24 protein-coding genes are annotated in these 26,031 nt (G+C 36.4%); 13 read left to right on the forward strand and 11 right to left on the reverse strand.

Annotated elements, in window-relative coordinates; all coding sequences use genetic code 11:
- Positions 1-12 precede the first annotated feature (12 nt).
- The 5 genes from BW936_RS04660 to BW936_RS04680 form a co-directional block, all read right to left on the reverse strand.
- Positions 13-1,011 carry a glycosyltransferase family protein gene (locus BW936_RS04660; RefSeq protein WP_076547132.1) on the reverse strand — a complete coding sequence of 333 codons (999 nt, stop codon included), beginning with the start codon at positions 1,009-1,011 and terminating at the stop codon, positions 13-15.
- The gene (locus BW936_RS04665; protein ID WP_076547133.1) at positions 1,008-1,871 is read right to left on the reverse strand and encodes a UDP-2,3-diacylglucosamine diphosphatase; all 864 of its coding nucleotides are present in this window, start codon (positions 1,869-1,871) and stop codon (positions 1,008-1,010) included. The genes BW936_RS04660 and BW936_RS04665 overlap by 4 nt, the downstream gene beginning before the upstream one ends.
- A gap of 238 nt (positions 1,872-2,109) precedes the next feature.
- On the reverse strand, positions 2,110-4,407 hold the full coding sequence (locus tag BW936_RS04670; protein ID WP_076547134.1) for an FdhF/YdeP family oxidoreductase: 2,298 nt from the start codon (positions 4,405-4,407) through the stop codon (positions 2,110-2,112).
- Between the two features lie 85 nt (positions 4,408-4,492).
- Positions 4,493-4,858: a DUF7009 family protein gene (locus BW936_RS04675; RefSeq protein ID WP_076547135.1), complete on the reverse strand. Its 366-nt coding sequence runs from the start codon at positions 4,856-4,858 to the stop codon at positions 4,493-4,495.
- Positions 4,859-5,119: 261 nt separating this feature from the next.
- On the reverse strand, positions 5,120-5,998 hold the full coding sequence (locus tag BW936_RS04680) for a nucleotidyltransferase family protein (protein ID WP_076547136.1): 879 nt from the start codon (positions 5,996-5,998) through the stop codon (positions 5,120-5,122).
- Positions 5,999-6,141: 143 nt separating this feature from the next.
- On the opposite strand from BW936_RS04680, the gene BW936_RS04685 reads away from it, so the two are divergent.
- Together BW936_RS04685 and BW936_RS04690 are read left to right on the forward strand one after the other, a co-directional pair.
- Positions 6,142-7,494, forward strand: a complete 1,353-nt coding sequence (locus BW936_RS04685; RefSeq protein ID WP_076547957.1) for a Gfo/Idh/MocA family protein — start codon at positions 6,142-6,144, stop codon at positions 7,492-7,494.
- Between the two features lie 959 nt (positions 7,495-8,453).
- Positions 8,454-8,927, forward strand: coding sequence for an Lrp/AsnC family transcriptional regulator (locus BW936_RS04690; protein ID WP_076547137.1), 474 nt, complete (start codon positions 8,454-8,456; stop codon positions 8,925-8,927).
- On the opposite strand, the gene BW936_RS04695 is transcribed toward BW936_RS04690, so the two are convergent.
- The gene (locus BW936_RS04695) at positions 8,928-10,319 is read right to left on the reverse strand and encodes a Gfo/Idh/MocA family protein (RefSeq protein ID WP_076547138.1); all 1,392 of its coding nucleotides are present in this window, start codon (positions 10,317-10,319) and stop codon (positions 8,928-8,930) included.
- A gap of 234 nt (positions 10,320-10,553) precedes the next feature.
- Here BW936_RS04695 and BW936_RS04700 point away from each other — a divergent pair, with 234 nt between their 5' ends.
- Positions 10,554-11,012, forward strand: coding sequence for a COG2426 family protein (locus tag BW936_RS04700; protein ID WP_076547139.1), 459 nt, complete (start codon positions 10,554-10,556; stop codon positions 11,010-11,012).
- A 105-nt stretch (positions 11,013-11,117) separates the two neighbouring features.
- Positions 11,118-11,471 (forward strand): pyruvate kinase, encoded by a 354-nt coding sequence (locus BW936_RS04705; protein ID WP_076547140.1) that lies wholly within the window; start codon positions 11,118-11,120, stop codon positions 11,469-11,471.
- 185 nt (positions 11,472-11,656) lie between these two features.
- On the opposite strand, the gene hutG is transcribed toward BW936_RS04705, so the two are convergent.
- From hutG to hutH, 4 genes are all read right to left on the reverse strand, one after another.
- Entirely contained in the window at positions 11,657-12,613 is a 957-nt protein-coding gene (hutG, locus tag BW936_RS04710) for a formimidoylglutamase (RefSeq protein ID WP_076547141.1), read from the reverse strand.
- Between the two features lie 169 nt (positions 12,614-12,782).
- Entirely contained in the window at positions 12,783-14,783 is a 2,001-nt protein-coding gene (locus tag BW936_RS04715; protein ID WP_076547142.1) for a urocanate hydratase, read from the reverse strand.
- 93 nt (positions 14,784-14,876) lie between these two features.
- Positions 14,877-16,124, reverse strand: coding sequence for an imidazolonepropionase (hutI, locus tag BW936_RS04720; protein WP_076547143.1), 1,248 nt, complete (start codon positions 16,122-16,124; stop codon positions 14,877-14,879).
- 4 nt (positions 16,125-16,128) lie between these two features.
- Positions 16,129-17,703, reverse strand: a complete 1,575-nt coding sequence (hutH, locus tag BW936_RS04725) for a histidine ammonia-lyase (protein ID WP_076547144.1) — start codon at positions 17,701-17,703, stop codon at positions 16,129-16,131.
- Between the two features lie 84 nt (positions 17,704-17,787).
- Between hutH and BW936_RS04730 the strand changes: the two genes are divergently transcribed.
- Together BW936_RS04730 and BW936_RS04735 are read left to right on the forward strand one after the other, a co-directional pair.
- The gene (locus BW936_RS04730; RefSeq protein ID WP_076547145.1) at positions 17,788-18,681 is read left to right on the forward strand and encodes a LysR family transcriptional regulator; all 894 of its coding nucleotides are present in this window, start codon (positions 17,788-17,790) and stop codon (positions 18,679-18,681) included.
- Positions 18,682-18,813: 132 nt separating this feature from the next.
- Positions 18,814-19,371, forward strand: a complete 558-nt coding sequence (locus tag BW936_RS04735) for a nitroreductase family protein (protein ID WP_076547146.1) — start codon at positions 18,814-18,816, stop codon at positions 19,369-19,371.
- Positions 19,372-19,379: 8 nt separating this feature from the next.
- Here the strand turns inward: BW936_RS04735 and BW936_RS04740 are convergent, their stop codons facing one another.
- A complete protein-coding gene (locus tag BW936_RS04740; protein ID WP_076547147.1) occupies positions 19,380-19,895 on the reverse strand; it encodes a DUF456 domain-containing protein in 516 nt (171 codons plus the stop codon).
- A 144-nt stretch (positions 19,896-20,039) separates the two neighbouring features.
- Here BW936_RS04740 and BW936_RS04745 point away from each other — a divergent pair, with 144 nt between their 5' ends.
- From BW936_RS04745 to hemW, 7 genes are read left to right on the forward strand one after another with little or no spacing between them, the layout of a single operon-like run.
- The gene (locus tag BW936_RS04745) at positions 20,040-20,402 is read left to right on the forward strand and encodes a BlaI/MecI/CopY family transcriptional regulator (protein ID WP_076547148.1); all 363 of its coding nucleotides are present in this window, start codon (positions 20,040-20,042) and stop codon (positions 20,400-20,402) included.
- Positions 20,399-22,120 (forward strand): M56 family metallopeptidase, encoded by a 1,722-nt coding sequence (locus BW936_RS04750; RefSeq protein ID WP_076547149.1) that lies wholly within the window; start codon positions 20,399-20,401, stop codon positions 22,118-22,120. The genes BW936_RS04745 and BW936_RS04750 overlap by 4 nt, the downstream gene beginning before the upstream one ends.
- Entirely contained in the window at positions 22,117-23,256 is a 1,140-nt protein-coding gene (locus BW936_RS04755) for a tetratricopeptide repeat protein (RefSeq protein WP_143744056.1), read from the forward strand. The genes BW936_RS04750 and BW936_RS04755 overlap by 4 nt, the downstream gene beginning before the upstream one ends.
- Positions 23,257-23,298: 42 nt before the next feature.
- Complete coding sequence (locus BW936_RS04760) at positions 23,299-23,775, forward strand: hypothetical protein (protein WP_076547151.1); 477 nt, start codon at positions 23,299-23,301, stop codon at positions 23,773-23,775.
- A gap of 5 nt (positions 23,776-23,780) precedes the next feature.
- Positions 23,781-24,338, forward strand: coding sequence for a crossover junction endodeoxyribonuclease RuvC (ruvC, locus tag BW936_RS04765; protein ID WP_076547152.1), 558 nt, complete (start codon positions 23,781-23,783; stop codon positions 24,336-24,338).
- Positions 24,339-24,396: 58 nt separating this feature from the next.
- Positions 24,397-24,762 (forward strand): four helix bundle protein, encoded by a 366-nt coding sequence (locus BW936_RS04770; RefSeq protein ID WP_076547153.1) that lies wholly within the window; start codon positions 24,397-24,399, stop codon positions 24,760-24,762.
- Positions 24,763-24,806: 44 nt separating this feature from the next.
- On the forward strand, positions 24,807-25,940 hold the full coding sequence (hemW, locus tag BW936_RS04775) for a radical SAM family heme chaperone HemW (RefSeq protein ID WP_076547154.1): 1,134 nt from the start codon (positions 24,807-24,809) through the stop codon (positions 25,938-25,940).
- Positions 25,941-26,031 lie beyond the last annotated feature (91 nt).

The following is a 26,031-nucleotide window of genomic DNA, read 5'->3' on the forward strand; positions in this document are numbered from 1 at the left end:
TGAATGGTGTTTTTAGCAAATTACGAGGGATTCTTCTAGAAGTTTAGAAACGATATCATCTGTGACATCTGGGTAATTAACAGGTACAATGGTATCGGTATCTAACCAATGCTTTACCTTGTCCAAATACTTTTTTTTGAGCGATTTAATTATCGGAACTCCCATATCTGATAACGCTGCGGCATTACATTGCTGCTCGTATTGCCCTTTCATGGGTACTACAAGTAATTTTTTTTGCATGAAAAGACTTTCTGCTGGAGTTTCAAAACCAGCTCCGCATAACACTCCCTTGCTTGACGCCATGCTTTTTACAAAGGCCTCATCGGTAATCGGTTTAATTTGAATGTTTTTATTATAAAATGCATAGGTAGTATACTTAGAGAATACCTCCCATGTAGTGTTTTTCATCTTGCTTAAAAATTTTAACAATTTTTCATCACTGTAGGAGGGAAGATACACCGTATAGTGTTCACCTTTTGAAATTGAAGCAGAACGTATATCGTTTCTAATTATTGGAGTGTAGATAGTAGATTCATAAGCTTTAAAATGTAACCCGAATTGATGACTGGTAGGGGCGTAATTCTTTAGGATCCATTTGCCTATTCTGTCTTTTTTCTTGGGCTTTGGTGCCCAACTTGATAGTACTGCTGTTTGGTGACTAAAACTATAGCAGGGTTTGCCCTTGAGTTTGCATGCCCAAGCGGTTACCGGTTCAAAATCATTGATAACGAGGTCGTAGTTGTCTACAGGTATGCTTTTAATTTCTTTCTGTAAACGCATAGAATTTGCCCTGTAATAGGTTTTCCACACATCTACGCCCCCTTTTTTACCAAAGATAAAACTGAGCCCTTGCAATTGGTATTTAATAGGGTAGGGCAACTTAATGTCTGCCTGTATGCCACTGACCAAAATATCTAATGATATGTTGTGTTTCAAAAGCGCTGGGATAACATCTTGCGCTCTGCTTAAGTGTCCGTTTCCGGTTCCTTGAATTGCGTATAATACTTTCATTTGGTTTGTTGGGTCATTCCACTAATTCTAAACTCTTCTAATAAGTTTTGAAATAGTTCTGCCTTTTCTAAGACAAAAGTTTCTTCCTTTATATCTTCTGTATGGTCTATGGTCAGTTGATCTTCTAAATATGAATACAATTTCCACTCTCCTTTATGGTATTCTAGAGCGGTCAAATTCTCTATCCAGTCTCCCGAATTTAGATACGTGACTTCGCCTTTGTCGGTTCTTATTTTACGTAATTCCGGTTGGTGAATATGTCCGCAAATCACGAAGTCATATCCGTTTTCTATGGCAATATCAGCCGCAATCTGTTCAAAGTCGTTAATGAATTTTATGGCAGATTTTACCCCGTTTTTTATTTTTTTAGACATGGAAATAGGTCCCTTTCCCAGCTTTTTGCTGATGAAATTAATAGCCCTATTTAAAAGTATTAAAAAGTCATAACCTTTGGCTCCCAGTTTGGCAACCCATTTAGAATGTTGCATGGTCACGTCAAAAACATCACCATGAAAAATCCATGCTTTTTTGTCTTCTAGCGGAATTACCATTTTGTTGACAATACTTAAAGAACCCATGCTATTTCCAGAGAACTTGCGCAAAAGCTCGTCATGGTTACCTGTTACGTAATGAACGGGAATACCCTTCGCTACCCATTCTAATAAAAGCTTAATTACCTTCATGTGGGATTTGGGCCAATAGCGCTTGCTAAACTGCCAAATATCTATAATATCACCATTGAGAATCACCTCATTTGGTTTAATAGATTTCATATATTTTAAAAGTTCTTTGGCGTGGCAACCGTATGTTCCTAAATGAACATCAGAAATGACCACAATATCTACGGGTCTTTTTTTCATAAAATGATTGGATGTTTTTGAGCTGAAATTTTAAAAAAGTAAAGGGGGGTAGATTGACCTCTAACTTGGCATGATGTGCAAGAAGGGTATTCGTGAAAACGGTCAATTCATTAGATTTTATGTACGGAAACATATGACCGTAAAGTTTCAAAAAATAAGAGCATAGATAGGTTACTGCTAACTTATTTTTGAGTTACCAGATTGTTATGTAATTGAAATTCAGCGAAATATTGGTTAACTATTTCTTTACCAATCTCACCTTAACCGATTTGCTAATTGGTGTTTTACTGCGGTCTGCAAAATGATTGAAAGGCACTAGTACATTGGTTTCTGGAAAATAAGAAGCTAAATTACCTGATGGAATATTATATGGTACAACTTTGAAATTGTGGGCAGTTCTAATAGTTTCATCATAAGTGCTGGTAATATCTACTACATCTAATTTGTTGAGCCCTACCGCTTTCATGTCATCAATATTCATGAAAATTATTCGTCGCGCGTTATATACCCCTCTATATCTATCATCTAACCCGTAAATGGTAGTATTGAATTGATCGTGAGAACGAATGGTCATCAACATGTATTCGTCTTTTGCCAGTTGGTGTTCTGGTAATTTGTTGATGGAAAATTGCGCTTTGCCATTGGGTAGCATGCTAAAATCTAGCTCCCGAACGTTATTGGGTAAATAGTACCCTGCGCCAACAGAACGCTTTTCTGTTTTGCTGAATCCTTTCGCTACTTGGTCTATTTGGGTTCTTATTAACCCGTAATCATTACCAAGAAGTTTCCAGTTCATAGGATGACCTTCTCCAAAATAAGTATGCCCCATATTGGCAATGATCTCTGGCTCGCTCATGATGGTATCGGCAGCGGGTTTCAATATTCCTTTAGAACGTTTTACGCGCCCCATACTGTTTTCCACCGTATAATGACGAGGCTTACCATCTTTCATATCTTTTTCGGATCTACCTATAGTAGGGAGGATAAGTGCTGTTTTACCAGTAATTAAATGTGTGCGATTAAGTTTAGTACTGACCTGAACCGTAAGGTCGCAATTTTGTAATCCCTTTGCGGTATATTCGGTGTCTGATGCCGCCATTAAAAAGTTACCACCAAGGCACATAAATACTTTGGCATTGCCTTCGTACATTGCTTTTAATGTCCCTACAACATCTACACCTTCATGATCTGGTGGCGTAAAACCTAAGTGTTCCTTAATACGGGCATTCATGTCCTTGTCAACAAAATGTTGAATACCAACGCTACGGTCTCCTTGTACATTACTATGCCCGCGAACGGGACAAGTACCTGCGTTTGGTTTGCCTATGGCTCCTTTGAGTAAAAGCAGGTTGATATATTCTCTAATATTTTCTACACCATTTTTATGTTGGGTTAGCCCCATTGCCCAACACACTATAATTTTAGATGTATTGGCTAGTAGTGCTACGGTTTCATTAATTTTTTCTTCGGGTACGCCAGTTTGGGCCAATAGCTCTTCTGATTTGTAGCTTTTTAAATTAGCAATTAAAGGCTCATATCCATCTGTATATTTTTCAATGAAGGCATGGTCAAAGACATCTTTTGATTTTTCCTCTAATGCGACCAGTTTCTTCAATATCAATTTCACTAAAGGGATGTCTTGGTTGATGTTGACCGGCAAGTGAATGTCTGCCATGTCTTCACCGCCACCGATCCACCCGCCCAAATGCTGTGGATTTTTAAAATTCACTAATCCTGATTCTTCAAGTGGATTTATACTAATCACCTTACCGCCGTTCTGCTTACATTTTTCTAATGCCGATAGCATTCTTGGGTGATTGGTACCCGGGTTTTGACCTGCTATCAATATGACCTCGGCTTCATATAAATCTTCTAAAGTTGTAGATCCTTTACCTATGCCTAAAGTTTCGCTTAATGCAACACCACTACTTTCATGGCACATATTAGAGCAATCTGGTAAATTGTTGGTGCCTAATGCACGTGCAAACATGCCGTATAAAAAGGCTGCTTCGTTACTGGATCTGCCAGAAGTATAAAAAATAGCTTCATCTGGGTTGTCTAATTTTTTTAATTCAGATGCTATTAAATCAAAAGCGGATTGCCATGAAATGGGTTCGTAATGAACACTGCCCGGTTTTAAAACCATAGGTTCTACTAAACGACCAAATTTATTCAACTCATAATCGGTTAGTAGAGAGAGCTCTTCAACTGAATTTTTTTCAAAAAAGCTTGCTCCAATTTTTTGTGTTGTAGCTTCGTCACCTAAGGCTTTTGCCCCATTTTCACAATATTCCGCAACGGGATTTGGATGTTCCGGATCTGGCCAAGCACAACTGGGGCAGTCAAAACCATCTTTTTGATTCATGCTCAGTAATGTGCGCATGGATCGTAAAACGCCCATTTCTTTAAAAGTGTGCTTTAAAGCTTCGCGAACACCTAAATAACCGGCAGCATGGGTAATGGGTTTTTTTATTTCAATATCAAGAAATTCTTCCGATCCTCTTAAAGAGACGTTGCGTTCAGTTTTTATATCCATACTATAAACTTAGTGATTGTTACAGAAATGGCAGTACTCAAAGGTATTAAAAACACTCTTTAAACTTTTGAAAAACAGTTGAATATTAGCTTAACTTTGGGTTTGGGTAATTGTCAGATTGATCTTCTATGGTATTGTCCAAACAAGTAAAATCTTTCTCTAACAACAGATACAGGTTATTTCCTAAGGTAGTTTTCATGATGTGGTCATAGGTGACAATGTCATTTGAAAACCAAGCCTTACCTATTGTTTCTGGCATTTCTAAAATTATACTATTGTTAGTAAAGCTGATGTGAAGTTGGTTAACATCACGCTTAAGAACTACTCCATAACTAAATTTTATAGTTCCAAAATTAGTACTGTCATAAATCTGTCCATTTTCTGATAATGATTTCACTTCTGATTGGGTAAGCCGAAATCTAATGGAATCACCTTTTATTCTAATTTTCATAGCTATAAATTGAGTTCACAACAAAAATAGGCCATCTTACATCTAAATATATATGGTTGACATCATTTTGTTTTTGTTGTATAGCCTTAGGAGTATATTTACTATGTAGTGAAAACCGAAATATAAATTTTCATTTTCATATAGTGTTCTCGTAAAAGAGTCCGATCTGTTAAGATCGGACTCTTTTTAGTTTACTTCAATAGAGACATAAAAAAGCCCATTAAGGATTATTTAACAGGCTTTGATAAGTGTATGTAGAGTTTACTTCCAAATAGGGGCAGGGTATTTACCTGCATCTGATTTTTCCTTTAAACTGTTCATTGCTTTTTCTTTGTCGCTTGCATAAGTTACACCGAACCATTCACCGCCAGAAGGAATACATTTTACTTCAATTTCGTTGGCTTTTAACATTTCTTGTATCATTAATGGAATGTAAAGCTCGCTGTTGGCTATGCGGTCATCATCTTTTAAGAATATTCTAAATTCAGATTCTATTTTATCAAATATAGAAGGTCTACATACCCAAAAGTTCATACTGGCTTGTTCGTCACCAGTAAATTCTAGGTTGGTATCTTCATCTATAATGTTGTTCTCTTTTTGTACGAGCTTAAGTCTTTCTTGAACCGAAACAAGGTTATCACCGTTTACTTCACAAACACCTCTAGAAACAGAGCCGTGTTCAGATAAGGTGTCTTTTAAGGTATATCCTAAAAGAGCATATGCACTATCATTGGAATTCATGAAATCAGCTGCTTTTTTATATGCAGATTGTCCGTAAAAATCATCGGCATTGATCACCACAAATGGTCCGTCTATAACTTTTCTTGCTGTCCAAACGGCATGAGCGGTGCCCCAAGGTTTTTTACGTTCCCCTATGAAAGTGACCCCGTCAGGTAAATCTGTAAGTTCTTGGGCAAGAACATGTAATTTTATAGTACTTGGTATTCTTTTTGAAAGATGTTCTTCTAAAAAAGAAACATTTTCTTTTTTAGTAATTACTACAATCTGATCAAATTTATTCTGAATGGCGTCATAAATGGCGAACTCCATTAAAAACTCACCATTAGGTCCTAAATCATCAAATTGTTTTAGTTTTCCATATCTGCTACCGCTACCGGCAGCCATTAAAAGTAAGGTCATGATTTCTATGTTTATCTGTCAAAAATATGAAATGCTATTATAATTCAGGGCTCATTTTAGATGTATCGTGATTAAAATTGTTAATTCGTTGATTTGGGTCATCAAGTTTTTATAAATTTATGAGTTCAATTCAACAACAAAAAATGACAACAAGAAGAAATTTTATCAGAAATACCTCTATAGCAAGTATGGGTATTATTACTGTGCCAGGATTTGCACATAATTCATTTAGTGCTGCAGATAAACTTAATGTGGGTTTAATAGGTGTAGGGCTTAGAGGGACTAATCATTTGCAAAATCTATTATTAAGAAAAGATGTAAATGTTACCGCTATTTGTGATGTTGATGATGATAGAATACGCATAGCCAAAAATCATATAGCTGCTGCAAAAGGGAAAACTCCTAAAGTGTTTGGAGCTAATGACTTGGATTATAAAAACTTGTTGGCCTTGCCTGATGTTGATGCCGTAATAATTGCAACCCCTTGGCTATGGCATACCCGTATGACCGTTGATGCTATGGAAGCTGGTAAATATGCAGGAGTAGAAGTTTCCGCATCTAATACATTAGAAGAATGTTGGGATTTGGTGAATACACATGAGCGTACCGGTACGCATATGATGATTTTAGAAAATGTAAATTACCGAAGAGATGTATTGGCTGTTATAAACATGATAAAGCAAAATGTTTTTGGTGAAATGGTGCATTATAGATGTGGCTATCAACACGATCTACGTCATGTGAAATTTAATGATGGTAAAACGGCTTATGGTAAAGGGGCTGAGTTTGGTGAACAGGGAATTTCGGAGTCCAAATGGCGCACCCAGCATTCTGTTAAACGCAACGCAGATGTTTACCCTACTCACGGTTTAGGTCCCATTGCGGTGATGGCAGATGTTAACCGTGGTAATCGGTTTGTTTCAATGACATCTCATGCCTCTAAAGGGATTGGGTTACATAATTATATTGTCCAAGAAGGTGGGGAGAATCACCCAAATGCTAAAGTAAAGTTTAAGCAGGGAGATGTTATTACCTCTACAATTAATACCGCAAATGGAGAAACAATCATTATTACACATGATTGTAATTTACCTAGGCCTTATTCCTTAGGTTTTCGTGCGCAAGGTGCCAACGGACTATGGGAAGTGGATGGTAGCAGAATATATGTAGAAGGAAAATCTGAACCACACCAATGGGATGAAGCACAACCTTGGTTAGATAAATACGATCACCCGCTTTGGAAAAAATATGGAGAATATGCATTGAATGCAGGTCATGGTGGCATGGACTTTTTTGTGCTTAACTCTTTTGTAGAATCTGCAAAGCAGAATATAGCTCCGCCTTTAGATGCGTATGATGCTGCAGCGTGGAGTGCGGTAACACCGCTTTCAGAAGTTTCTATTGCCAATAATGGTGAGTCTCAGGATTTCCCTGATTTTACTCGTGGTCTTTGGGTGAAAAGGAAACCTTATCAGTGGATGAAAGAAGATTATTAACGTTTCGTTTTTACGTTGATTTCTAGGACAAGGGTTTTTCTTGGTTTTTAAAGCAGCAAGGCAATTTTAGATTGTTTAGCTGCTTTGAAATTGCTAGTTCTGAGAATAGCTGAAGAAAAGGAAATCGTTATAAGAGTTTATACCCATTGTCAAAAGGGTTGAAAACAGATGGGGAGCACACTAATATGTTCTACCGGTAATTGTTATTAAAATTTTGTTTCAGCCGCCCGTCTTTATATCTTATTTATTGTGTGGGCCTTATTTGTTTATTCGGTTAAAAAGTAGTTGCCTATCACTCACCTGAGAAAGATGAAAATCATGATAACTCATAGAGTTATTTTAAAGGCTCTTTTGTGTCTTATTTTTAAAGGTGCCGAGAAAATTATTGCTATAACACAGCTACTAAAGTATGTTTTTTAGTGTCTTTTACATCTTACTTGAAAGTTTCTTCTTTGACCATTTTTTAAGTGATATTTTTTTTTACTTGATACTCAAGGTTAAATGCGCCTATGCTAGCGTTGAAATATTAATTATGTTTTTAGTTCAGAGCTTGGCGGGGTTGCTCCGAGGTTATTATATGCTGTATCTGTTGAGTTTCAACTGAAAAGATATTGGAGGTGGTTTTGTTGTTATAACAATTTCCGTTAATAATGAGGTGTTGTAAGTGAAGTTATAATCTGTATGTGTTTCATTATAAGTAGTTTTTATCTTGAATAATAGTTAATGTTAGATATCTAAAATTGAAAAGGTTTCAATAGGTTCTTATTTCTTGAAATTATACTATTGATAATTTGATTAGACTAAAATAAAGGACACTTCAATTTTTAGTCAATTTATTATGGAATAATAACTAAAATTTGATTTATATTAAATTAAATTTGTTAAAAAAGTTAAATGTCTGCAATTTATTAATAAAAATTCAAATTTTATTGATAGGGTCGTTCAAATTATAAGGACAGATGAGGAACAAATTAGACCAAGTTGATTTTAGTATTTTAAACATTTTAGCTGAAAATGTACAAACACCCTATACAGATGTAGCAAAGAAATTAATAGTCTCACCCGGTACGGTACACATGCGAATGCGGAAAATGAGAGAAATGGGGTTGATTACTGGTGCTACTTTAAGTTTAGACTATGCCAAAATGGGGTGGAAAATGACTATTTTTTTAGGTATTTTCTTAAGTGAAATTAACCTTTTTAAAAAAGTAATGAAGCAATTGAGTGAAATTGAAGAAATAGTTAAAATACACCACGTAACCGGTAAATATGACATCTTTATAAAAATGCATGCAAGAGATAGTTTTCACTATAAACAAGTGTATCAAGATAAAATTCTCAGTATTTCTGGTATACGTGGTATAGAGTCATTTATTTCTATTGAAGAGAATTTGGAACGCCATATTCAATTCAAAGAAGTGAAAGAGGATTAATTAGATTAGTTTCATTTCTTTTGGATTCCAAAGTACAGGTTGTTTTTTTGAATAGCTTTCATTTGCTAAAAGTGCCGCACCTGCTGCTCTAAGTCCAAATTTTGGGTCCTGTATAATCTTACCGTTATTTCTTATACTAGTAAAGAAATTATAAAAATGATCATAATGTGCTCCTTTATAATCGCGTGGTGCTTGCCAAGTGGTTGTCCCGGTTGCCAAGCTATTAGTTCTTGTGTCTAATTTTTTAGAGGCGTATTCCTTTCTTATTTTGGCTTGCATATCTTCGGTAAAGGAAACCATGGAGTATCCGCTAGGTTCCATGCTTAATTTAGAACGATTGACGGTAACTGAATTTTGACCTATTTCCATTTCACCTTCGGTTCCAATTAATTTGAATCCGCCCCCACCGCCACTTCCAGCAATGAAATTGATGCGAAATGCAGCATTGAAAGGTGCATGAGTTTCCGTTTTTGGGTAATCATATAGCGTTATGGAAACATCCGGGACATCTCTACCATCTTTCCAGTAACGTAAACCACCAGTTGCTAAAGCCCTATTAGGTCCGTCTGAACTAATGACATAATTCAGTGTAGAAAAGGCATGAACAAATAGGTCGCCCGCAACACCGGTACCGTAATCTTGGTAATTTCTCCATCTAAAAAATCGGTTATTGTCGTAAGGTGTTTTTGGAGCATTCCCTAAGAAGGTGTCAAAGTCAACGGTCTTGGAAGTTGCATCTGTAGGTATAGGATACTGCCAAGCTCCTTCGGAGGAATAACGGTCGTTATACATATCTAACATGACAATATCACCTATTGCCCCATCTTCATAGAGTTCCTTTGCTTTTTCATTACCTAATGATGCCATGCCTTGACTACCAATTTGGCAAATTTTACCAGAGGCTTGCTGTGCTTTAATGATTTCTTGACCTTCATTAAAATTCTGTACCATAGGTTTTTCACAGTACACATGCTTACCCGCTTCTAACGCTGCAACGGTAATGGTTTGGTGCCAATGATCGGGAGTCGCAATTAATACGGCATCAATATCTTTTCTATTTAAAATATCCCGATAATCTCTGGTTACAAAAATGTCTTCGCCCCACAATTCTTTTGCACGAGCTAACCTACCGGTGTATAAATCACATGCGGCTACAATTTTTACACCTGCTACTTGCAATGCGGCTTGGGTGTCATAAATGCCTTGAATTCCTGTGCCTATTAATGCTATGTTAATTTTATCGTTAATCCCAAATTCTTGAAAAGAATACACTCTTTCTAAAGGTTGAGATTCATTTGTGGTTGCTGATAATATAAATGGTGCTGTACTTAGGGCAGCAGAGGTAAGTGAAGCTCGTTTTATAAACGATCTTCTTGAATTTTTTTCAATCATGAATTGGTATGCGTTGAATTTAGTTGTTTTTGTAAGCTTTTAAAAATACCAAATAATTATGGTTTAAGTCAAATGCTTTAGAAGCATAATGTTAGAAACTTTATTTTCTTATAGCAGACGGTAGGTGTTTTAAGGTCATTTACGTGTATAATGGACCAATTGATAATATTTATGATTTAAATGGCATTAAATTTTTCAGGAACAACGTAATTTTGCAATCGCTTAAAAAGAAATTTGTTGAAAGATATACTTATAGCAGCACTTTGGAGTATCTCCCCATTAGGAGAAGCTAAGGTAGGTATACCCTATGGTCTTCTTCATGGGGTAAATATTTACGTGGTGTTAGCTGTGTGTTTTTTTGCAAATGTTTTAGTGTTTCCTATTATGATGTTTTTTTTAAACACAGTTAATAGGTATTTGCTAAGATGGCATTTTTATAAAAAGAATGCACTTTTTGTAGCGAGAAGAGCAAAAACCGGGTCTGGAAATAAGATTAAAAAGTACGGTTTCTACGGACTCATTTTCTTTGTTATGTTGCCGGTGCCGGGTACTGGTGTCTATGCTGGTAGTATTGCGAGTTACTTATTTAAGATTGAAAGAAAGAAAGCTTTTTTAGCAAATACCATAGGTATATTTTTATCTTCTTTAATAGTTTGGGCAACTACTTTATTGACTATGAAAGGAATGGCATAATGTGTAGGTGCTAATTTTTTTATCCTTTTATTTTGTGAATAACTCTACTCAAAATTAATTTCATTAACAGCATAGGCCTTTTAAATTTGCAGCTTTTTTTGAGTTATGGATACCCTGAAAATTGGAGATAAATTATACAATGTTGAACAAAATGGATTCAGCGATTTTGCACGATATTCTTTTTCTGAAGTAGTGCGACTTACGGAAACATTGGCGGTTTTAAAAAATGGGGTAAGGCTCATTAACAGACCTAAACAATCATATATCATGGAAGATGTGGGCTATTCTGTGAATAGAAATAAAGGGACGCACTGGCATATTGTTTCTTTAAAAGCAATTAGAAATGCCCAGATCGAAAATGAAAAAATCAAAATTCATGATTGGTTTGAAGAAAAGCAATTTTCTTTAAAGGAAAAACAATATATCTATAAAATGTTCAAAGCCAATGAGGCTCTTTAATCATCAGGACGGCCATAGTTATTACAAGAAATGAACAGACCGTTTTTTTATTAAAAAAGCTTTATTACCTTTACGGCGTTGTGTTGTGTCTCAAAGAAATTTGAGACAATTGTGTTTATCGGATTATACCGATAGAACCCAATGAAAGGCTTTCCATTAAGGGAGGCTTTTTTTGTTTATGATCACTATATTTTATGAATTGCATAATGTATCAAGGAAGCGGCTAATTTTGCTGTTTGATTATCAATATCATACTTGGGGTTTAGTTCTGCCACATCTAGTCCAAGTAATTTTTCGGACTCAATAATCAACTTTAGACTTTCTAATACGATATCTGGTGAGAACCCCATAGGGGATGCTGCACTAACACCTGGTGCATACGCTGAAGAGAATCCATCTAAGTCTATTGTAATATAGATATAATCTACATCTTCCATAAATTGAATAAGAAGTAATTGCACATGCTCCAAATAATTGATATCAAAATGATTTTGAAGTAGGTAATTAACCTTGCGGGATTCAGCAAATTCAAAGAGATTTTTTGTATTGGCATCTTTGCGTATACCCAGTGCCATGTATTTTATAGTCTTATTTTTAGCTTCTTCCTCTAAAGCTATTTGATAGAATGGTGTGCCAGAATTATTACCATTGGTATTTGACCTAAGATCAAAATGCGCATCAAAATTAATAATGCCTAATTTTTTGCCTTTTGGCAGGTGTTGTGCCAAGCCGTTGTAGTGCCCATAGGCAAGATCATGGCTTCCGCCTAAAATTATAGGTACAGTTTTTTTGCTTAACAAAGAGGTAACAGCTGAAGTCAAATTTTGCTGTAATTCGTTTAAATTATTGTTTGCACATTCTAAATTACCAAAATCTATAAGTTCAACTTCTTCTTCAAGGTGATTAGGCATTTTGCCCAATTGTATACGAATAGCATCTGGTCCTAATGCGGCACCCGTTCTTCCTAAGTTGCGCTTTACTCCTTCGTCACTACCATAACCTAATAAAGCAAATGTTTTCTGTTCGCTTTGTAAATCATATTCTTTTAAGTTGGAAAACTTAACTTTTTCATGCAGATAGAGTTGTTGTTTAGAAGAGCGACCAAACCATTTATCTTTATTCGCTAATTTATAAATGGACATATTATTCTTTTTTTTTCGGAATTATAAAATCTTAAGTTACCTAAATTTCGGCGGAATTTAGAATTCTTAAAAGTGTTTTAGTTAAACGAAAAAGTAATATAAATCTTACATATTAATATATCAAAAAGACGAATTATTTTTAAGTGATTCAATGTTAAAGATTTATATTTTAGAATAAATTTTTTAAATGTTTCTCTGCTACTAGAGTAGGGAAAGTTACTTTTAAGGTTTTTGTTCTTTCCATTTCTCGTTGTAAGGCAAACATGGCTTCTTTGTTTCTTGCCCAACTACGTCTTGCAATTCCGTTATTGACATCATAAAAAAGCATATTTTTTAATTTACGTTCGGCATCTTTTGATCCGTCCAGTACCATACCAAAACCGCCATTAGTAACTTCGCCCCAGCCAACTCCGCCGCCATTGTGTATAGATACCCAGGTTGCACCTCTAAAACTATCACCAATGACATTGTGTATGGCCATGTCTGCAGTAAACTTGCTTCCGTCATAAATATTACTGGTTTCTCTGTACGGTGAATCTGTACCGCTAACATCATGGTGATCCCTACCTAAAATTACCGGGGCAGTCAATGCTCCGTTTTTAATTGCCTCATTGAAAGCCAATGCTATTTTTGCTCTTCCTTCTGCATCGGCATATAAAATTCGTGCTTTGGAACCAACTACTAGCTTGTTTTGCTCCGCTTCAGATATCCATTTGATATTGTCTGCTAATTGTTGCTGAATTTCTGCCGGTGCCTCTTTTTTAATTTGCCTTAATACCTGTAGGGCAATGGCATCGGTTTTGCTTAAATCTTCTGTGCTGCCAGAGGAGCATACCCATCTGAATGGTCCAAACCCATAATCAAAACACATAGGTCCTAAAATATCTTGCACGTAAGATGGATACTTAAAGTCTATTTCGTTTTCTGCCATGACGTCTGCACCCGCTCTTGATGCTTCCAATAAAAAGGCATTGCCATAATCAAAGAAATAGGTTCCTTTTGTTGTATGTTGATTAATAGCATCTGCATGCCTGCGCAGCGATTCTTGCACTTTTGTTTTAAATGCATCGGGATCCTGATTCATCATTTTGTTAGATGCTTCAAAAGTCAACCCTACAGGATAATAACCACCTGCCCACGGATTATGCAGAGAGGTTTGATCAGATCCTAAGTGAATGAATATTTCTTCTGCATAAAAACGCTCCCATACATTGACCACATTGCCAATAAACGCTAGTGAAACGAGTTCGTTTTTAGAGATGGCTTCCTTTGTTCTTGCTACTAAAACATCTAAATCATCAATAAGTTCATCTACCCAGCCTTGTTCATGTCTTTTCATTGCCGCAAGCGGATTCACTTCTGCGCAAATAGTAATGCATCCGGCAATGTTACCGGCTTTGGGTTGTGCACCGCTCATTCCGCCTAATCCCGCAGTTAAGAATATTTTTCCGTTGGGAATCTCATCCGCCTTCAACACTTTTCTAAACGCATTCATAACGGTAATTGCGGTGCCGTGAACGATCCCTTGCGGACCAATGTACATATACGAACCCGCAGTCATCTGCCCATATTGGGTTACACCAAGTGCATTGTATTTTTCCCAATCATCTTGTTTAGAGTAATTGGGAATCATCATTCCGTTCGTTACCACAACTCTTGGTGCTTCTTTTGATGATGGAAATAAACCCATTGGGTGCCCAGAATAGATATGCAAGGTCTGCTCGTTGGTCATTTCTGATAAATACTGCATGGTCAAAAGATACTGCGCCCAATTTTGAAATACGGCTCCGTTACCACCATAGGTAATGAGTTCTTGAGGATGTTGTGCAACGGCAGGATCCAGATTGTTCTGAATCATGAGCATAATCGCGGCAGCATGACTCGTTTGTGCAGGATATGCTGAAATAGCTCTTGCATACATTTCATAAGAGGGTTGAAAACGATACATATAGATTCTGCCATACGTCTGTAATTCCTCTGCAAATTCAGGAGCCAATACTGCATGCCAGTCCGCCGGAAAATAGCGCAAGGCATTTCTAACCGCTAAATGCTTCTCTTCTTTAGAAAGTATCTGCTTTCGGTTGGGTGCGTGGCTAACCGCTGAAGAACGCTCCTTTTTTGGAGGTAATTCAGTAGGTATTCCCATTTGTATCTGTGCTTTAAAATCCATGATTAACATTTTAAATTTTGAAAAGTTTAATTCGATTTCGGACCTTAAAATTTATGTTCCAACAACCAACAACCAACAACCAACAACCAACAACTACTTATGTCGATCAAAAACCAACTCCCCATTTTTCCAAATCATACATGGTTTTAGATTCCCTTGGTTATAGAGAATATCTTGATAATTATCTGAATGAAATACGGCTAAATCAGCTAAAAGTCCCGTTTCTAATTTTCCGCGATCTTCCAATTTCAAAGCAGCAGCTGCTCTAAATGTAATCCCTGCTAAAACCTCGGCATTGGTCAGTTTTTCAAATGTTCCTAGAATACTGGCTTGGGTCAGTAAGTCGCCCATTGGGGCAGATCCAGGGTTATGGTCACTAGCAATGGCAAGTGCTGCACCGGCATCTAGTAATTTTCGTGAGGGTGTAAAATCGCATCCTAATCCTATGGAAGCTCCGGGTAGTGCCACGGCAATGGTATCGCTGTTTGCCAATAGAGCAATTTCTGTATCGGTACTAGCTTCAAGGTGGTCTGCGCTAATGGCTTTATGGTTCACGGCAACTTTGCTTCCGCTTGTAGAAAATTGATCTGCATGAACGGTAATATCAAAATTCAATTCTCTGGCTTTTGAGAAATATGCCTGAATATCATCTGCAGAAAAAGCACTTTGCTCAATAAAGGCATCAATTCGATGCGTTAGGTCTTCTTCTTTAAGAATAGAGAACAACTCTTCACTGATCATTTCCAAATATTCCTTTTCTGTTCCTTTAAAATCTTTCGGTAACATATGCGCTGCAAGACATGTAGAAATCAACTCTGGTAATGCCTTTTTATTCGCTTCTTTAATTGCGCGCAGCATTTTCAATTCTTCATTTACTGTTAATCCGTATCCACTTTTAACTTCTAGCGTTGTGGTACCATTTTTTAAATGACGATTGGCTCTTTTAATGGTATTTTTGGTCAATTCTTCAGTACTCGCCTTTCGGGTTTCGGTAACGGTATCCCAAATGCCACCACCGGCATTTGCGATTTCTAAGTAGGACTTGCCGGCATTTCTCATGGCGTAATCTTTAGCTCGGGAGCCACCAAAACAGATATGGGTGTGGGCATCTACAAAGCCAGGTAGGCAAACATGATTTCCTTTTAATAATTGGATGTCGGCTTCTGGATATTTCGATTTTAAGTCATCAAAATTTCCTGTGGCCAGTATGACCTTGTTTTCTATTACAATTCCGCCTTCCGCAATAACATTAAGTTCATGGTCAGAAATTGCACCTTTCAATGCCAATCCGGTCATGGGAATGATCTGTTTAAACGGGCCTATAAGTGTTCTTTTTGTCATTAGATTAGTAGTTTTCGAACTCTTCTGAGTGTTTTGTCTTTAAAGATATGTTATCTTCTTTTTGTACACGGGCTATAACCTTTAATATTGTCTGATCTTTTATCATAGCAATACCTTTTTCAATATCATCTGCAAATACGCGGTCTTTGCTTGCAAAAGCTACTTGCTCCCGAACCGAATTATGTACCTCGTCTAAATATATGCCCGATTTCAACGGCTTTCTAAATTCAAAAGCTTGGGCAGCGGTCAATAATTCAATGGCCAATATTTTTTCAACATTACCAATAACCTGTAACGCTTTTCTGCCACCAATAGATCCCATGCTTACATGGTCTTCTTGACCTAATGAAGTAGGAATACTATCTGCGCTAGACGGAAAACAAAGTCCCTTATTCTCACTTGCCAATGCTGCGGTAGTGTATTGTAAAATCATGTACCCGGAATTGATGCCGGTGTCGTTCATGAGAAGTTTTGGTACACCGGGACTATTACCTTCTAGGGACAGATAAATACGTCTGTCTGAAATATTACCGATTTCAGAAGCTGCCAAACAAGCATAGTCCAAAGCCATTGCTAATGGTTGACCGTGAAAATTACCACCGCTAATGGTCAATTCTTCATCGATAATAACAGGATTGTCGGTAACTGAATTTAATTCTACTTCTAATAATTCTTTTAAATGTAACCATGCTGTTCGCGAAGCTCCGTGAACTTGCGGAATGCAGCGGATGGAGTAGGGGTCTTGTACTTTTTCGCAATCTACATGCGCTTCCATTATTTCAGAACCTTTCAATAATTTTTTAACTCGTTTTGCTACATGTACATTGCCTTTAAAAGGGCGTAATGCATGTAGTTCGTTGTAAAATGGTTTTACAGAACCTTGCAAACCTTCTATCATCATGGCGCCAATTACATCTGCTTGTGCTAGAATAGAATGTAATTGTGCTACCACTTTTACGGCATGTGCGGCTATAAATTGTGTGCCGTTTATCAATGCCAGCCCTTCTTTTGGCCCTAAGGCAATTGCTTCCAATCCTGTTTTTTTAAAAAGCGCTTCAGTAGTAATCGTTTCATTCTTGTATTCCACCTTACCTAAACCAATAAGTGGTAAGAACAGGTGGGATAGTGGAGCTAGATCTCCAGACGCACCAACCGAACCTTGAGAGGGTACTATAGGGATGGCATCATTTTCTATATGCCAGATAATCCGCTTTAATGTAGTCAATGCTATTCCGGAATATCCTTTTGCCAAGGATTGTGCTTTTAAGATCAACATTAATTTAGAAATGTCTTTAGCTATAGGTTCACCAACGCCTACGCTGTGACTTTGGAGAATATTGGTCTGCAAAATATTGGTTTCAGACTTAGATATTTTTGTAGTACATAAGGGTCCAAATCCGGTATTGATGCCATAAACAGGATGACCTTTTTCTACAATATTCTGTACAATTTTCCAACTCTCGGTTATCTTACGTTCTGTAGCTTCAGAGAGTATGGTAGAAAATTCGCCATGTACAATTTGCATTGCTTTCCCGGCTGTTAACCAATCTTCACCCAATTTAAACGTCTGTATCCCCATAGCTTTTGCTTTTCAATATTTTTCTTAAAATTAATACCTATTTTTAATACTTGGTAATATCAATTTTGTCATCAATTCATAACTATGAGTAATCAAATAGAATTGCGCCACCTGACTTATTTCCTAGCTGTAGCGCAAGAATTGCACTTTAGAAAGGCTGCGGAAAAGTTGTTTATCTCCCAACCGGGACTCAGTAGGCAGGTGAAGCAGATGGAAGAGATATTGGAAACTCAATTATTTGAAAGAAGCAAGAAGAAAGTGGCGCTTACACCTGCTGGTCACTATTTAAAAAAGGAGGTTGAATATATCTTTAATCACCTTGAAAAAGTAGAGCGGCAATTAAAATTGGTGGGCGATGGTAATAGTGGCGAGTTACGAATTGGCTTTTTAGGTTCTGCCATGCAACAGGTGATTCCTAAATTATTATTACAGATAAAAGATGTCTACCCCAAAGTGAAAACATCTTTAGAAGAATTGTCGAATATTGCTCAAGTAGATGCCGTTTTAAATGATCAATTGGATATAGGATTTGTGCGGGTATCTAGAGTACCCAGTACGTTAGAAATGAAAACCGTTTTTACCGATACTTTTTCTTTAGTTCTACCTGAAAGATACCCGATGCTGACAAGGGATTTTGACGGAATGCAGCGATTTACCAAAGAAGACTTTATATTATTCAGTCAGGCATATAGTCCTTTATACTACGATACCATTATGAGTATTTGTCAAGATGCAGGCTTTGCTCCGAAAATATCTCATAAATCGGTACATGCACATACTATATTTAAGCTAGTAGAAAATCATATGGGTATTGCCATTGTGCCTACATCTTTGCAAAACGGATTTCAAATGCGGGTGAAGTTTGTGGAGCTAAAGGACATTCCTCAACGGGCCGAATTATCGGTTATTTGGAAAAAAGAACATACCAATCCTGTTCTTAAGAATTGTACGGAGTTACTTTTAAAAGATAAGTTTTAATACTTATCTAACATAGAATGAGGTTTTGAAGGGTTAATTTTACTTTGAGTAGGAAAGAGAGCGCGCTGCGCTTGGCGTTCATCGCATAGCAAACAACGAACAACGAACAACGAACAACGAACAACGAAATTTATGATATTAGATATAATTAAGAAGAGACGATCGGTATTTCCGGTACAGTATAATGATACGCCAATTGCGAAGGCAGATATAGAGAAGGTGTTAGAAGCTGCAAATTGGGCGCCAAACCATAAGTGTACAGAACCATGGCGATTTAAAGTAATTCAAGGTGAGGCACAGGGAAGACTTGGTGCGTTTTTAGCTAAAAAATATGAAGAGCTTGATCCTAAGCCAAAGGCAATGAAGATTAGGAAATTGCAACAGAACCCGAAAATGGCGGGTGCCATTATCGCAATTTGTATGCAAAGAGACCCAAAAGAGTCCATACCGGAATGGGAAGAAGTTGCTGCGGTAGCTATGGCAGTCCAGAATATGTGGTTGCAATGCACGGATATGGGCATCGGGTCGTATTGGTCTTCACCGGGACTCATAAAACACATGGGCGAGTTTTTAGGCTTAGTCGATGGTGAAAAATGTTTAGGATTTTTCTATATGGGTAATTTTGATGGTGAATTAAAAGATGGTAAACGCGAACCTATTGCAGCTAAAACCGAATGGATAAAAGAATAATTACTCTATTAATTAAAGAAAGGAAATAGGGCGTTACTATGCTCCCAAGCTTTTGAAATGAAGAGTCCCAGATAAACAATAGCGACCATAAATTTCAAGAATGTGCCTGTTAAAAATCCTAAAAAAGAACCAAAAGCCGCTTTCGTAGCGGTTTTTTTGTCTGCCTTATTCAGCAATTCTCCTACTAATGCCCCCACAAATGGCCATATAATAATTCCGAAGGGTCCCAAGATCGGGAATATCAATGCAACTAATAAACCAACTGTAGTACCGATAACTCCGGCTTTTGTACCTCCAAACTTTTTTGTTCCGATGGCAGGTATGACATAATCTAACCCGAAAACAACAAGAGCAATAGCCAAGGTGATACCTAAGAATGTCCAGTTCATGGTAATTGCACTGGTAGAGTACAATAACAGCAGGCCTACCCAACTAATTGGTGGTCCGGGTAAAACGGGTAAAAAGCTTCCTAGAATACCTACGAGCATTAATATAAAGCCTAGAATTAATATAAATATATCCATTGTAAATAGTAAGTGTTGCTTATAAGACTAATATAGGTTGCATTTGTTACATGATCACCTACCGAAAGTAATTTTTTCAACTATAAAATTAGTTTAAACTAAATATTTAGTTATATTTGAGCATAGAACTAAAAGATTAGTTGAATGAAGCAGTTGACAAAAGCAGAGGAAGAAGTAATGATCGTATTGTGGGAATTACAGAAATGTAACGTAGCGTCGATTCTTGAAAAATTGCCTGAACCAAAACCAGCATATAATACCGTTTCGACTATTGTTAGAATTTTAGAAAGCAAGGGCTTTGTGGATCATGAGCAAGTAGGTAAAGGGTATTTGTATTTCCCTTTGGTGAAGAAATCAGATTACAGTAACCAATCTATCAACAAATTGGTAGACGGTTATTTTCAAGGTTCATTTAAAAGTATGGTGTCATTTTTTATGAAGAAGAATGATATGAGCCTGTCGGAGCTGGAATCGGTATTAAATGAAATTAAAAAGGAAAAACCATGATACAATATATTTTGGAGTGCATCGCCTTTCAACTTCTTTTCTTGGTTATTTATGACTTTTTTCTAAAGAAGGAAACCTTTTTTCAATGGAACAGATGGTATCTGCTAGGTACATTTTTGTTGTCCTTGATATTACCTTGGGTAAAAATAGAAGCTTTTAAGCAGCAAGTACCACAAACATTTGCCCAATACCCAGAATATTTATGGGGAATGGAAAATGCTGATGTAGTCGTTAAAGTTCAAGAATCAGCTAGCTGGAATGTTACGTGGCAAGAAGGAGTGCTGTATGGCGGTATGTTAGTAGCATTGTTGCTATTCGCTTTGAAGATTAGACAATTATATCTCTTGAGAAAAAGCGGAGAAAAGATTTCTTACCCTTTATTTACCCAGATAGTAATAGCAAATAGCAATATTGCTTTTTCATTCTTTAAATCCATTTTTATTGGAGATAAAGTGTTGAAGATGAAGCACGATACCATAATAGCTCATGAATTGGTACATATTAAACAAAGGCATACGTACGATTTATTGTTCTTTGAGTTTATGCGAATTGTAGGCTGGTTTAATCCGCTAGTGTACGTATATCAAAATCGCATTTCAGAATTACATGAATTTATTGCAGATGCTCAAGTATCAAAAGAACACAAATCAGATCATTATGAGCAGTTATTGGCTCAGGTTTTTCAAACCGAACATATATCATTCATCAATCAATTTTTTACAAAATCATTAATCAAAAAACGAATAATCATGTTAAAAAAATCAAAATCAAAGAAAGTATGGCAGTTGAAGTATTTGCTGTTAGTACCCATGGTGCTAGGGATGTTGTTGTACACGAGTTGTGAAATGAACTCAGAGAATACGGATGAATTGAATCCGAATATTGAAGTTGCTAATATTAGCAAACTCAGTTCAGAGCAAAGAATAAAACTTTATAATCAATTAATTGAACTTTCGCTACAGCCTAAAGATTGGACAATGGTTGTAAAAGATCACAGTTCTAAAATTACTTTTTCAAAGGCTCCAAAGGGCTCTGGTATTTCTGGACCAGATGGTGAAATAATAGAAGCAAGAATGCATATTGAATCGAAGGTTTTGGAGGATGATTTTGAACTATTTAAAACTAATTCAAAGCAAATAAGAATATTAGATAATGATGTTCCTTTTGCTGTAGTAGATGAAGTTCCAATTTTTCCGGGTTGTGAAGATACTGCTGATAAACGTGCTTGTTTTAATAAGAAAATTCAAAAACATATTAGTAAACATTTTAATTACCCAAAAGAAGCACAAGAAAAAGGGGTTCAAGGTAGGGTAAATACTATGTTTATGATAAGTTCTGAGGGTACTATTGAAAACATAAAAATGCGTGGTCCAGATAAATTATTAGAAGATGAGGTGGAACGTATTATTAAATTGTTACCAAAAATGACTCCTGGTAAGTACGAAGGTAACGCAGTAAATGTTCCTTTTTCTATTCCTGTACAGTTTAAATTACAAGAGGATAATGTAGTAAATATGCTTTCCGAAATTTCCAATAAAAATGATATAGATCCATTATATTATGTTGATGGTAGAAAAATAACTAAGCTTGAAATGGAAGCTATTTACCCAGACACTATTGAAAGTGTATCTGTTTTCAAAGGTGAAAAAGCCATTGAAAAATATGGTAAAGAGGGTGAAAATGGAGTGGTTGAAATTAGAATTAAAAAAAATAAGTGAAGTATTTTGTTACGTTAACACTACTACTGATGCTGGTTAAAGCCGAAGCGCAATCTTCGGGTTTAGCTGTTGCCGATAGTTTATACACTATTGGTAATTATTCAAAAGCGATTAATGAATATTCCAAAGTTGGCGGACTTTCTGCTGCGCTTCAGATTGCAAGAAGTTACAATGCCGTTGGCAATTATGAGAAAGCTATCACACAGTATCAATATGTGGTTGAGGAAGATGTCAAAAATCAACTCGCACAATTTGAACTTGGAAAATTATTGTTGAAAGTAAATAGGTTTGAAGAGGCAAAATCAGTGTTTGCAAATTTGTCTAATCTCAATACAACTAACCCTGAATTTCAATTTTATTTGGGGGAAGTCAATCGTCATTTAGATGCTACAGACGCAAGTTTAAAACAATATAAAAAAGCAATTGAATTAGATAGTATGCATCTAAGAAGCCTGTTTCAGCTTGCAAAACATTACACTATTAAGCAAGATCGCGATAATGCTTTAAAGTACATTTTACAGGGTTTGGATTACTATGAAAATGATGTATCTCTCATAAACCTTCATGCACTTGTTCTCTTTAACGATTTTCAGTTTGAAAAGGCTATTCCGTTATTTGAACGCGTTTTAGAGCTTGGGGAAGATAAAAATTATGTGTACGATAAATTAGCCTTTTCATACAACAAGAATTGGGAGTTCCAAAAAGCGAAGGAAGCCTATAAAATCTTATTAAAAAGAGATGATACCAATTCACAAACCTATTTTGACTTAGCCGGTGTTTATCAGAAAGAAAGCAAATTAGACAGCGCTAAAATTTATATTAACAAAGCAATGGCTGTTCAAAAACCCATTTTTGCAAATGGCTATAATCAATTGGCATATATCGCCCGTGAACAAAAAGATTTAGAAAAGGCTTTCAAATTATTTGAAAGAGCACATAGAGAAGATACATCTGATGCGCTTATCTATTACAATATAGCTACAACGTACGATCAGTTTGGTACCGACTTGCAAAAGAAATTAGGCTATTATGAGAATTTCTTAAAGGATTATCCTAATGAGCATCCGTACTATTATGAAACTGCTAAAAAACGTATTTCTGAATTAAAGGAAGAAATCCATTTTACCAAAGATTAAACTCCTTAAAAAAATCGTAATTTCACTTGTAGAACAGGTGTAATGAAACAAGTTGTGTTTTTTCTTTTAATGATACTTATAAGTTCATGTTCGTTCTTTGAGTCGAAACAAAAACGAACGCAAGAGCTTATAGATGAGGAGTTGCGCCATATGGATTGGAACAGTGTAGATTCTTATCCGTTCTTTTACACTTGTGATGAAGCGGTTACTAAAGAACAGCAGAAAATTTGTTTTGAAGAAACCTTAATCTCCCATTTTCAAGAAACCTTAAATGATTTTGAATTCACCTTGACCGATAAGGAGAGTGAAACCGTTGAGGTTATTTTTGTAATTGATACCCTAGGTAAAATACGAGTTGCCGATATTTATAAAAATGAACTAGTATTAAATCAGATGCCAGAATTTGATGGTGTTATTACCCAAAGCTTAAAGAATCTTCCTAAACTTGCACCCGCTTTAAAAAGAGGAATTCCGGTGAATACTAAATATCGAATTCCGGTTCAATTAAATACAAACTAAGCATTTTGGCGAACGAGAAAATAATATTGGGTATTGACCCAGGTACGACTATTATGGGTTTCGGACTCATAAAAGTGGTGGGCAAAAAGATGGAGTTTATTCAAATGAACGAATTGCTTCTTCAAAAATACAGCGACCCATATACGAAACTAAAGCTCATTTTTGAACGTACCATAGAACTCATAGATACGTATCACCCAGATGAGATTGCTATTGAGGCTCCTTTCTTTGGTAAGAATGTACAGTCTATGCTAAAGTTGGGTCGTGCACAAGGGGTTGCCATGGCAGCGGGATTATCACGTCAAATACCGATTACGGAATACTTGCCCAAAAAAATTAAAATGGCGGTCACCGGAAACGGTAATGCCAGTAAAGAACAAGTCGCTAGAATGCTACAAAGCGTTTTAAGTTTAAAAACACTCCCTAAAAACCTGGATAGTACGGATGGTTTAGCGGCTGCCGTATGCCATTTTTATAACCAAGGTAGAGTTGACGTTATTGGTAAAAGTTACTCGGGCTGGGATGCTTTTGTAAAGCAGAATGAGAAAAGGGTTAAGAAGTAGTTTTTGGTAACAGTATTCAGTATCAGTTGGCAGTGACAGTAATATGTAAAAATGATTTATGCAATTTCAAGATTTATTGGCTTATAAGAAGTCTTTTGCGCTTGCCATGAAGATATTTCATGCTTCAAAAAAGTTTCCTAAGGAGGAGAAATATTCTTTGACTGACCAAATTAGACGTTCCTCTAGAAGTGTTAGCGCTAATATTGCAGAAGCATATCGTAAAAGAAATTATCCGAAGCACTTTATAAGTAAGTTGACAGATAGTGATGCGGAAAATTCAGAAACACAAACTTGGTTAGAATTTGCATTAAAATGTGAATATATTGATCAAATAACATTTGATGATTTTAAAAATAATAGTGAAGAAGTAGGTAAGCTGTTAAACTATATGATTAATAACCCAACTAAATTCGGGTCAGAATAAAAACTGAATACTGCTACTGCCAACTGATACTGAAAACTGAAAACATGAGCGGAATCTACATTCACATCCCATTTTGCAAGCAAGCTTGTCACTATTGCGACTTTCATTTTTCTACCACTATGGGGAAGAAAGAAGCGATGGTGAATGCATTATGTAAAGAGATAGAACTCCGTAAAGGCGAGTTTTCTGGAGAAACTGTTGCTACCATTTATTTTGGTGGTGGTACCCCGTCAGTTTTAAAAACTACGGAAATTGAGCAGTTGATACGTACGGTTCGGGAACATTATGATATTGTAGACGATCCGGAGATTACTTTAGAGGCGAATCCTGATGATTTGTCCGAAGAGAAAATACTGCAACTGGCAGCTAGCCCTATAAATCGCTTAAGTATAGGGATTCAATCTTTTTTTGAAGAAGATTTAAAGTTGATGAACAGAGCGCATAATGCTCTGGAAGCAGAAAAATGTTTGCAATTGGCGAGTGCGAATTTCGATAATATTTCGATTGACTTGATCTACGGAATGCCCAATATGACTTTAAAACGTTGGAAGCAGAATATTGATAAGGCTCTTGGTTTTAATATTCCGCATATCTCTAGTTATGCTCTAACGGTTGAGCCAAAAACAGCACTGGCTAAATTTGTGGAGAAAGGATTGATCACACCGGCATTGGATGAAGAAACTCAGGAGCATTTCAACCTGTTGAACGAGATTTTGCTAGCTGAAGGATTTGATTGCTACGAAATATCCAATTTTGGAAAACCTGGGTATTACTCTAAAAACAATTCCGCCTATTGGCAGCAGAAAAAATATATAGGTATTGGTCCGTCCGCACATTCATTTGATGGTGTGCAACGTGGGTGGAACATTAATAATAATCCTAAGTATATTAAATCCATAGAACAAAACATTTTACCTATGGAAGTTGAGGTGCTCTCTTCAACCGACAAATATAATGAGTATGTAATGACTGGCTTACGGACTATCTGGGGCGTATCCTTGTCTAGGATAGCAAACGAATTCGGACCTAAGTACAAAGAGTACGCACTTATGCAAGCCGATAAATTTATTGAAGAGCATTTGCTTTTTGTAGATGGAGACATGCTTAAAACCACTAAAAAAGGTATGTTTTTAGCCGACGGCATCGCTGCAGATTTGTTTATGGTGAATTTGAAATAGTATAAAACGCACTGTCAGTTCGAGTGATTTTTTATTGAAGTGAAACGGGAATAACAAATTGTATCGAGAACAGGTTTGGAACACGAATCCC

This window comes from Maribacter ulvicola, assembly GCF_900155985.1.
GTDB classification, from domain to species: Bacteria; Bacteroidota; Bacteroidia; order Flavobacteriales; family Flavobacteriaceae; genus Maribacter; species Maribacter ulvicola.

Coding starts and splice junctions, on each gene's coding strand:
- BW936_RS04660 (WP_076547132.1), bottom strand. CDS start 1,011: ATGAAAGTATTATACGCAATTCAAGGAACCGGAAACGGACACTTAAGC.
- BW936_RS04665 (WP_076547133.1), bottom strand. CDS start 1,871: ATGAAAAAAAGACCCGTAGATATTGTGGTCATTTCTGATGTTCATTTA.
- BW936_RS04670 (WP_076547134.1), bottom strand. CDS start 4,407: ATGGATATAAAAACTGAACGCAACGTCTCTTTAAGAGGATCGGAAGAA.
- BW936_RS04675 (WP_076547135.1), bottom strand. CDS start 4,858: ATGAAAATTAGAATAAAAGGTGATTCCATTAGATTTCGGCTTACCCAA.
- BW936_RS04680 (WP_076547136.1), bottom strand. CDS start 5,998: ATGACCTTACTTTTAATGGCTGCCGGTAGCGGTAGCAGATATGGAAAA.
- BW936_RS04685 (WP_076547957.1), top strand. CDS start 6,142: ATGACAACAAGAAGAAATTTTATCAGAAATACCTCTATAGCAAGTATG.
- BW936_RS04690 (WP_076547137.1), top strand. CDS start 8,454: ATGAGGAACAAATTAGACCAAGTTGATTTTAGTATTTTAAACATTTTA.
- BW936_RS04695 (WP_076547138.1), bottom strand. CDS start 10,319: ATGATTGAAAAAAATTCAAGAAGATCGTTTATAAAACGAGCTTCACTT.
- BW936_RS04705 (WP_076547140.1), top strand. CDS start 11,118: ATGGATACCCTGAAAATTGGAGATAAATTATACAATGTTGAACAAAAT.
- hutG (WP_076547141.1), bottom strand. CDS start 12,613: ATGTCCATTTATAAATTAGCGAATAAAGATAAATGGTTTGGTCGCTCT.
- BW936_RS04715 (WP_076547142.1), bottom strand. CDS start 14,783: ATGGATTTTAAAGCACAGATACAAATGGGAATACCTACTGAATTACCT.
- hutI (WP_076547143.1), bottom strand. CDS start 16,124: ATGACAAAAAGAACACTTATAGGCCCGTTTAAACAGATCATTCCCATG.
- hutH (WP_076547144.1), bottom strand. CDS start 17,703: ATGGGGATACAGACGTTTAAATTGGGTGAAGATTGGTTAACAGCCGGG.
- BW936_RS04730 (WP_076547145.1), top strand. CDS start 17,788: ATGAGTAATCAAATAGAATTGCGCCACCTGACTTATTTCCTAGCTGTA.
- BW936_RS04735 (WP_076547146.1), top strand. CDS start 18,814: ATGATATTAGATATAATTAAGAAGAGACGATCGGTATTTCCGGTACAG.
- BW936_RS04740 (WP_076547147.1), bottom strand. CDS start 19,895: ATGGATATATTTATATTAATTCTAGGCTTTATATTAATGCTCGTAGGT.
- BW936_RS04745 (WP_076547148.1), top strand. CDS start 20,040: ATGAAGCAGTTGACAAAAGCAGAGGAAGAAGTAATGATCGTATTGTGG.
- BW936_RS04750 (WP_076547149.1), top strand. CDS start 20,399: ATGATACAATATATTTTGGAGTGCATCGCCTTTCAACTTCTTTTCTTG.
- BW936_RS04760 (WP_076547151.1), top strand. CDS start 23,299: ATGAAACAAGTTGTGTTTTTTCTTTTAATGATACTTATAAGTTCATGT.
- BW936_RS04770 (WP_076547153.1), top strand. CDS start 24,397: ATGCAATTTCAAGATTTATTGGCTTATAAGAAGTCTTTTGCGCTTGCC.
- hemW (WP_076547154.1), top strand. CDS start 24,807: ATGAGCGGAATCTACATTCACATCCCATTTTGCAAGCAAGCTTGTCAC.